This is a genomic window from Bradyrhizobium jicamae (genome assembly GCF_001440395.1).
GTDB classification, from domain to species: Bacteria; Pseudomonadota; Alphaproteobacteria; order Rhizobiales; family Xanthobacteraceae; genus Bradyrhizobium; species Bradyrhizobium jicamae.
The window spans coordinates 1-6,737 of record NZ_LLXZ01000025.1; the positions used below are offsets into that span (position 1 = coordinate 1).

7 protein-coding genes and 1 pseudogene are annotated in these 6,737 nt (G+C 63.0%); 2 read left to right on the plus strand and 6 right to left on the minus strand.

Translation table 11 applies throughout. The features are described 5' to 3' along the window. Nucleotides 1-118 precede the first annotated feature (118 nt). Genes CQ12_RS04515 through pxpB form a run of 3 tightly spaced genes read right to left on the minus strand, consistent with a single transcriptional unit; the run spans nucleotide 119 to nucleotide 2,710 of the window. Nucleotides 119-892: a LamB/YcsF family protein gene (locus CQ12_RS04515; RefSeq protein WP_057834166.1), complete on the minus strand. Its 774-nt coding sequence runs from the start codon at nucleotides 890-892 to the stop codon at nucleotides 119-121. 34 nt (nucleotides 893-926) lie between these two features. Beyond that, nucleotides 927-1,982, minus strand: coding sequence for a 5-oxoprolinase subunit C family protein (locus tag CQ12_RS04520; protein ID WP_057834167.1), 1,056 nt, complete (start codon nucleotides 1,980-1,982; stop codon nucleotides 927-929). Next, on the minus strand, nucleotides 1,979-2,710 hold the full coding sequence (gene pxpB / locus CQ12_RS04525) for a 5-oxoprolinase subunit PxpB (RefSeq protein WP_057834168.1): 732 nt from the start codon (nucleotides 2,708-2,710) through the stop codon (nucleotides 1,979-1,981). The genes CQ12_RS04520 and pxpB overlap by 4 nt, the downstream gene beginning before the upstream one ends. Nucleotides 2,711-2,939: 229 nt before the next feature. Here pxpB and CQ12_RS04530 point away from each other — a divergent pair, with 229 nt between their 5' ends. Together CQ12_RS04530 and CQ12_RS04535 are read left to right on the plus strand one after the other, a co-directional pair. Then, on the plus strand, nucleotides 2,940-3,638 hold the full coding sequence (locus tag CQ12_RS04530) for a ribonuclease activity regulator RraA (RefSeq protein WP_057834169.1): 699 nt from the start codon (nucleotides 2,940-2,942) through the stop codon (nucleotides 3,636-3,638). Nucleotides 3,639-3,659: 21 nt separating this feature from the next. After that, nucleotides 3,660-4,064, plus strand: coding sequence for a (R)-mandelonitrile lyase (locus tag CQ12_RS04535; protein ID WP_057834170.1), 405 nt, complete (start codon nucleotides 3,660-3,662; stop codon nucleotides 4,062-4,064). Here the strand turns inward: CQ12_RS04535 and CQ12_RS47565 are convergent. From CQ12_RS47565 to CQ12_RS47370, 3 genes and pseudogenes are all read right to left on the minus strand, one after another. Next, nucleotides 4,061-4,513 (minus strand): annotated as a pseudogene (locus tag CQ12_RS47565) (IS5 family transposase). The gene CQ12_RS04535 and the pseudogene CQ12_RS47565 sit on opposite strands and share 4 nt — an antisense overlap. Nucleotides 4,514-4,661: 148 nt before the next feature. Further along, nucleotides 4,662-5,849 carry a tetratricopeptide repeat protein gene (locus CQ12_RS04545; RefSeq protein WP_347337408.1) on the minus strand — a complete coding sequence of 396 codons (1,188 nt, stop codon included), beginning with the start codon at nucleotides 5,847-5,849 and terminating at the stop codon, nucleotides 4,662-4,664. Nucleotides 5,850-5,967: 118 nt separating this feature from the next. After that, nucleotides 5,968-6,438 carry an adenylate/guanylate cyclase domain-containing protein gene (locus CQ12_RS47370; protein ID WP_157088000.1) on the minus strand — a complete coding sequence of 157 codons (471 nt, stop codon included), beginning with the start codon at nucleotides 6,436-6,438 and terminating at the stop codon, nucleotides 5,968-5,970. Nucleotides 6,439-6,737: the final 299 nt, after the last annotated feature.

The following is a 6,737-nucleotide window of genomic DNA, read 5'->3' on the forward strand; positions in this document are numbered from 1 at the left end:
CGCTCCGATGACGCAACCCATTCCGCTGTTGCCAGACCACGCCTTGACGGCGGCGAACACGGCGTCATTCTGCCAATTGTCCGGGATCGATCAGCCCCAATCTAATGGTTGCTACGTTTCAGGAAACGGCCGTCTTGAACGGCGCGACCGTGATTCCCGCATCCTTCAGCGCCTGACGCACGCTGCGCCCGATCTCCACCGCGCCTGGCGTGTCGCCGTGAATACACACGGTGTCGGTGCGCATCTTGATCACCTTGCCGGTGACTGAGACCACCGCGCCGTCCTGCACCATCCGCACGACGCGGTCCGCGATCTCCTTCGCATCGTGCAGCACGGCGCCCGGTTTCTTGCGCGACACCAGCAAGCCATCGTCGCCATAGGCGCGGTCGGCGAACACCTCGTGCACCATCGGCAAATTCGCGGCTTCGCCGGCCCGCACCAGTTTTGAGTTGGCGAGCACGACAAAAATCAGATTGGGGTCGACGGCCTTGATGCCGTCTGCGATCGCCTTCGCCGTCATGTCGTCCTCGCAGGCGACGTTCGAGATGGCGCCGTGCGCCTTGACATGGGTGACCTTGTAGCCGGCCGCGGTCGCGATCGCCTGCAGCGCACCGATCTGGTAGGCGATCAGATTCTCGATTTCGGACGACTTCAGGCCCGGCATCGGCCGCCGTCCAAAACCGTGCAGGTCGCGATATCCGGGATGCGCACCAACCGAGACGCCGCGCGCTTTCGCCAGTTCGACCGTGTGGCGCATGATGTCGGCATCGCCTGCGTGGAAGCCGCAGGCGACATTCACCGACGTCGCCAGCTCGATCATCGCGGCATCATTGCCCATTTCCCACGCGCCAAAACCTTCGCCGAGATCGCAATTGAGGTCGATGGTTGTCATGTTGTCCGTCCGCTTCTCGTGAGTGGATTGGTGGTCAGTCTGGCCCCGTTATTTCGGCCATCGATACTGCGTGCCAGGTTCCGGCATCGACCGCGTTGACGGCGTGGCCCGCGACATTGGCATCGTGCAGCGCGTCGATGTTGAGATCAACGCTTTCGATGGCGCGCAGCCGATCGGGCAGGGTGCGCAGCAGCTCCGCAAATTTGCGCGCCTCGGCCTGCGCCTCCGCCATGCTGACGGCCCGAAAACGAAAGCCGCGCCCGGCGGGGATCTGCGCCAGCCGCCCGAAATCGGCCGAGATCACGGTCGCGATCTTGGGATAGCCGCCACTGGTGCCGCGGTCGCGCATCAGCACGATCGGTTGGCCGTTGCCGGGCACCTGCAGGCTGCCGTTGACGGTGCCGTCGGAGACGATGTTGTGGCCGTGCAAGTGCTTCAGCACGGGGCCTTCGAGCCGGTAGCCCATCCGGTCGCTGGTCGCCGATATCTTCCATTCGCTGTCGAGAAACAGTTTTTTGGTCTCATCGGCGAATTCGTCGTCCTGCGGACCAAAGACCACGCGGATCGGCGCGTCGCTCGTCGCCGGCAGCTCGATCCGCCGTTCGGCCGCGCCGCTTGCCGGCTTCGTCTGCAGTTTGTCGCCGGACTGCAGCGGGCGCGGATAGGGGCTGCCGAGGCCGGCGCGGGCGTTGACGGCGAGGCTGCCGAACATCGGCTCGCCGGCAATGCCGCCTTCGATCGCGAGATAGCTGAACGAGCCACCGCGGGCAAAGCCGAGCGTCAGCGTTTCGCCGTCGGCTAGCGTTGCAGAAGTATCCGGCGCCACGGCGCGGCCGGCGATATCGGCATTGCGCGAGGCTCCCGCCAGCGCGACGCGCACGGCGCTGCCGTGTGCGGTGAATTTTGCGCCGAACGGACCGACTTCAACGGCCGCCGCGAATGGTTCGTTGCCAACCAGGGTATTTGCGGCCGCCAGCGCCAGCCGATCCATGGCGCCGCTTGGCACCAGGCCATAGCGCTGGGCGCCGGGGCGTCCGCCGTCCTGGACTGAACTGGCCGGGCCGATCGAGGCAATGACGAGCTTGCTCATGAGGCGATCTGCTCGGCAATGAATTCGCCGGCTTCGGCGGCGCGGTCCTGTTCCGCGAACGTCTTGGCATCGACCGGCGTAAAGGTGACGTTGTCGCCCGGCTCCAGCAGGAAGGTCGGATCGCGGTGAAGCTGGTAGGTGCGGACCGCCGTCTGTCCCAGCAGGTGCCAGCCACTCGGGCCGGCGAGGCACTGCACGCCGGTCTGCACCCCGCCGATCGAGATGGTGCCGGCCGGCGTCAGCAGGCGGGGGTTCTGCCGCCGCGGCATGTGCAGGCTATCCGCAAGCCCGCTGAGATAGGACCAGCCGGGCGTAAAGCCGATCATGGCGACCCGGTAGTCGCCGGCGACATGCCGCGCCACGATCTCGTCAGGCGTGGTGTTGAGGGTTTTGGCGACGTCCTCGAGGTCAATGCCGTGCTCGCCGCCATAGACGACCGGAATGCGCCAGCGCCGCGTCCTGGCCGCCGCCGGCACCGGCCGCTGCGCAAGGGTGAGAATCTTTTCGCCAAGCGTGTCGAAATCGATTTGCACTGGATCGTAATGGACCAGCAACGAACGATAGGTCGGCACCGTCTCGGTGATGCCCGCAATCGGTTCCGCAGCGAGCTCCCGGTCGAGCGCCAGCACCCGCCGGTTGGCGGCATCATCGATGTTGCGGCTGAATTCCACCGTGATGGCGCTGTCGCCACTCGGCAAAAGGCGGGGCGGGGATAGCGTTGGGGCCATGGCCTCTAAACTTGTCTCGCAGCGCTGGAGCTGGCCTCAACCTGTAGCGTGTTTTGGCTGCGAGTGGAATTCGCATCGCGCGAAATCCGCCAGTAAGTTCAATAAATTAATCTGCAGGCCAACGATAAGATGTTGTGATCGCGCGGACTTACGACGGCCCTTGACGCGATGTCTGCGCTTCGCAAGATGCGCTGGTTTTCACCCACCTCTTGCGGAGCCTGCATTCCGGATGTCCCTGTCCCCCGAAGCCATCGCAACCCTGTCCGGCGTGTCCACCGCCACCATCACCACCGTGCTGCTCAAGAAGGGCCTGCGAAACGTCTGGATGCGCGGCACCAAGCCGCTGCGGCCGGGACAGCCGCGGCTGGTCGGGCCGGCCTTTACGCTGCGCTTCGTGCCCGCGCGCGAGGATCTGGCCACGCCGGAATCCTGGTCGTCGCCGATTTCGACCCGCACCGCGATTGAAGCCATGCCGAAAGGCTGCATCGCCGTGGTCGACGCCATGGGCGTCGCCGATGCCGGCATCTTCGGCGATATTCTCTGCGCGCGCATGGTCAAGCGCGGCGTTGCGGCGCTGATCACCGACGGCGTGGTCCGTGACGTCGAAGGCGTGCTCGGCACCAACCTGCCGGTCTGGTGCGATGGCTTTGCAGCGCCGCCTTCGGTGGCGGGGCTGACCTTCGTCGGCTGGGGCGAGCCGATCGGCTGCGGCGGTGTTGCAGTATTTCCGAACGACATCGTCGTCGCCGACCAAGACGGCGCCGTGCTGATCCCGCAGGCGTCGCTCGACCATGTGCTGGCCGAAGGCCCGGAGCAGGAGCGGATGGAAGCCTGGATCGTCAACGAGGTGAACAACGGCGCGGCCTTGCCCGGCCTCTATCCGATGAACGCAGACACCAAGGCGCGCTACGCCGCTTCGAAGAAGTAAGTTCGAAAGGGAGATCACTTCATGGATATTCATCTCGCGGGCAGCCGGCCGACCCGGCGGGGACCTGCTGAATATTTCACCGGAACGGTGCTGCAGGATCCGATCAACATGGCGCCTGCGCCCGCGCGTCTGAACTGCTCGCGCGTCTCCTTCGAGCCCGGCGCACGCACCGCCTGGCACACCCATCCGCTTGGTCAGACGCTCTACGTCATCTCCGGTGTCGGCCGGGTGCAGGCCAAGGGGGGGCCCATCAGAGAGATCCGTCCCGGCGATGTCGTCTGGATTCCGCCGAATGAGAAGCACTGGCATGGAGCGTCACCGCAAAACAGCATGACTCACATCGCGATGCAGGAGGCGCTCGACGGCGTCTATTCCAACTGGATGGAGCATGTCACCGACGAGGAATATAACGCCGCGGTGGGCTAGGGCGCGGACTCATTAGCACGCAGCAATGCGGATGGATGCGAGTTTGACGAACGCCAGGTAGTTGGCTGCAAGTTTGTCGCATCGGGTCGCGACACGCCGACATTGCTCGATCTTGTTGAAGAACCGCTCGATCAAGTTGCGCGCGCGGTACAAATACGGGCTGAAGCAGATCGGGTCTTTGCGATTGCGCTTCGGCGGGATGTTGGCCCACGCGCCTTGCTCGCGGGCGAACTCCCTGATCCAGCTGCGTCGTATCCGCGATCCGCGAGTAACATCTTTTTTGGAAGCAGTGCGCCGAGAAGCACCGAACACAGCCGATTGTCGTGCGCCTCACCCGGCGTGATACCATTCAGGACGCGCCGGTCGTCAACACGGGGAATGCCACGCGGCTTCTTCGGAAGGAACGACCGGATGGCAGTCCATTCGAAGTCCGCGAGTTCATACCGCATGATTCGAAGCCCCAGTTTGGCGCTTGAATCACGTCCAAACCGATACCTTTAACCGGCAAGCACCGGACAATCCGCATTTCCGAGATTAACCCCTAATCGGACATGCTGCGGACATGCCAAAATCGACGCAAATGACCCAGAGCGGACATCACCCCTCAGGCACCCCTGCCAAACGCATGCACTCCAATTGACGCTCGCGCCCGGCAAGGTAAGCCGGATCGCTACTCAATGCGTTGGCGGCACGCGATCGGCGGATTGTAAACTTGGGATCGAGCGCAAGTCCTGCTTTCACGGCCGCTCGCGCTTCGTCTATCTCGCCGAGCCGCGCGAGAACAGCCCCGAGATTGAAATGCGCGGTAGAGTAATTTCGGTTTGCCTCAAGACCCCGGCGCAGCCACGCTAGTGCTTCGGTATCGGCGTTGAGCGCTACCTTGGAAACGCCGACCCACACCAGCCACCGTGGAGCATGTGGATCACGGGGAGAGAGACGAAGCGCCTCAGCAACGTGAGCTTCAGTTTCTGCGCCACGACCAAGAAGGTACTTGGCATACCCGATCAAGCTATGGGCGACGGCTGAATTGCGGTCCAGCGCTAACGCCTGTTCGAACTCTGCGATGCCCTGAGCTGCGCGTTTCGTGCACATCAAGGCGGTACCCAGTGCCAAGCGCGCTGCTGCGTGGTTCGGCGCAATAGACAATGCTTTGTTGGAGATCATCTCGGCTGCCGCAAAACGCGCTAACGGGTCGTCTGTTAGAACGGCAGCTCCCTCCGTAACATCGACCAACGCCAGTCCGACCATTGCTTCGATGTTTTCGGGGGCGAGTGTCAAAGCTCTCTCGAAAAAGCCGCGCGCTCGCGTCATGTATTCAGGAGAAATCCCCCGGTTGATCAGAGACCAACCCTGAAAAACCAAATCAGTCGCGTCTGGATTGGCCGAAAGCTCGGCTCGCCGTGCCTCAGCCGCAATCAGTTCGGCATTCAGGGCGTTGGCGAGCCTCGATACGATTTCGTCCTGCATGTCGAAGAGGTCGGCAACGGGCTTGTCAAAACGCTCGGCCCACAGGTGATTGCCTGTTTCCGCGTCAATCAACTGTACGTTCACCCGGAGTCGGTTGCCACTACGCTGCACCGAGCCTTCCAGTACATAACGAACGTTCAGCTCACGCCCTAGCTTCTTTGCGTCGATCGCCTTGCCCTTGAACGTAAACGCCGTGTTGCGTGCAATCACAAACGCGCCCGAGATGCGCGACAAGTCCGTTGTCAGGCTCTCGGTCACTCCATCCGCGAAGTACTCTTGTTCGGGGTCGCCGCCAATGTTCGCGAACGGCAACACCACCAGGGACAAGTGCGGGGCGGAAGGGGGCCGCGAGGCGGTTTGATAGACATTCGCGCTTTGGCCAACTGCATAGGCGCGTATCGGACGTGCGATGTTCCTGAGCGTCTGCTCGCCTATGTCAAGTGAACTCGACCGTGACCTTCCCGCGAACCTGCTCGTAGGCGGATGACGAGATGCAGATGCCCCCCGGTTCGGCTATGCCCTCTAATCGTGCCGCTACGTTGACGCCATCCCCGAGAATATCATCGCCGTCAATCAGGATGTCCCCGAGATTGACCCCGATCCTGAAGAGCATCCGGCGATCAACAGGCACCCCTTCGTTTCTCTGAGCCATCGCGGCCTGAACCGCGACCGCGCATTCAACCGCATCGACCACCGAAGGAAATTCCAGCAACACGCCGTCCCCAATGGTTTTGACGAGGCGACCGCCGTGTCTTGCCACGATGACATCGATTACCGCGCGGTGTTCGCGGAGTGTGCGGACGGTACCTACTTCGTCGAGGCCCATGAGCCGCGAGTAGCCGGCGACGTCGGCTGCGACGATTGCCGACAACCTGCGGCCGACCCGAACTGGCTGCTCCTGCTCCATGGCCAAGCACGCCCCTTCGCGAACATTTTGCGCGAAAGTGGGAACGGTAGGCAAGGGGTTCTAAGGTCCCGTATGCGGCGACCGAAGTGAGCAGCGACGTCAGTTTGGCCCTTGGCCGAAGATCACACTGGCCGTCGGGCACGCCGGCTCGTGGGTGTAGACCGGACGTAGCTCAGCGCGACCTTCAACGCCGGCTTTTGACCCAAAGCGGACATGGGCAGCGGTCCGCTTAAGACCGCTTCTGACGCTTGGCTGATGCGTGTTTCGGACACATTCCGGGCTCGGTCGTGATCTCGCCA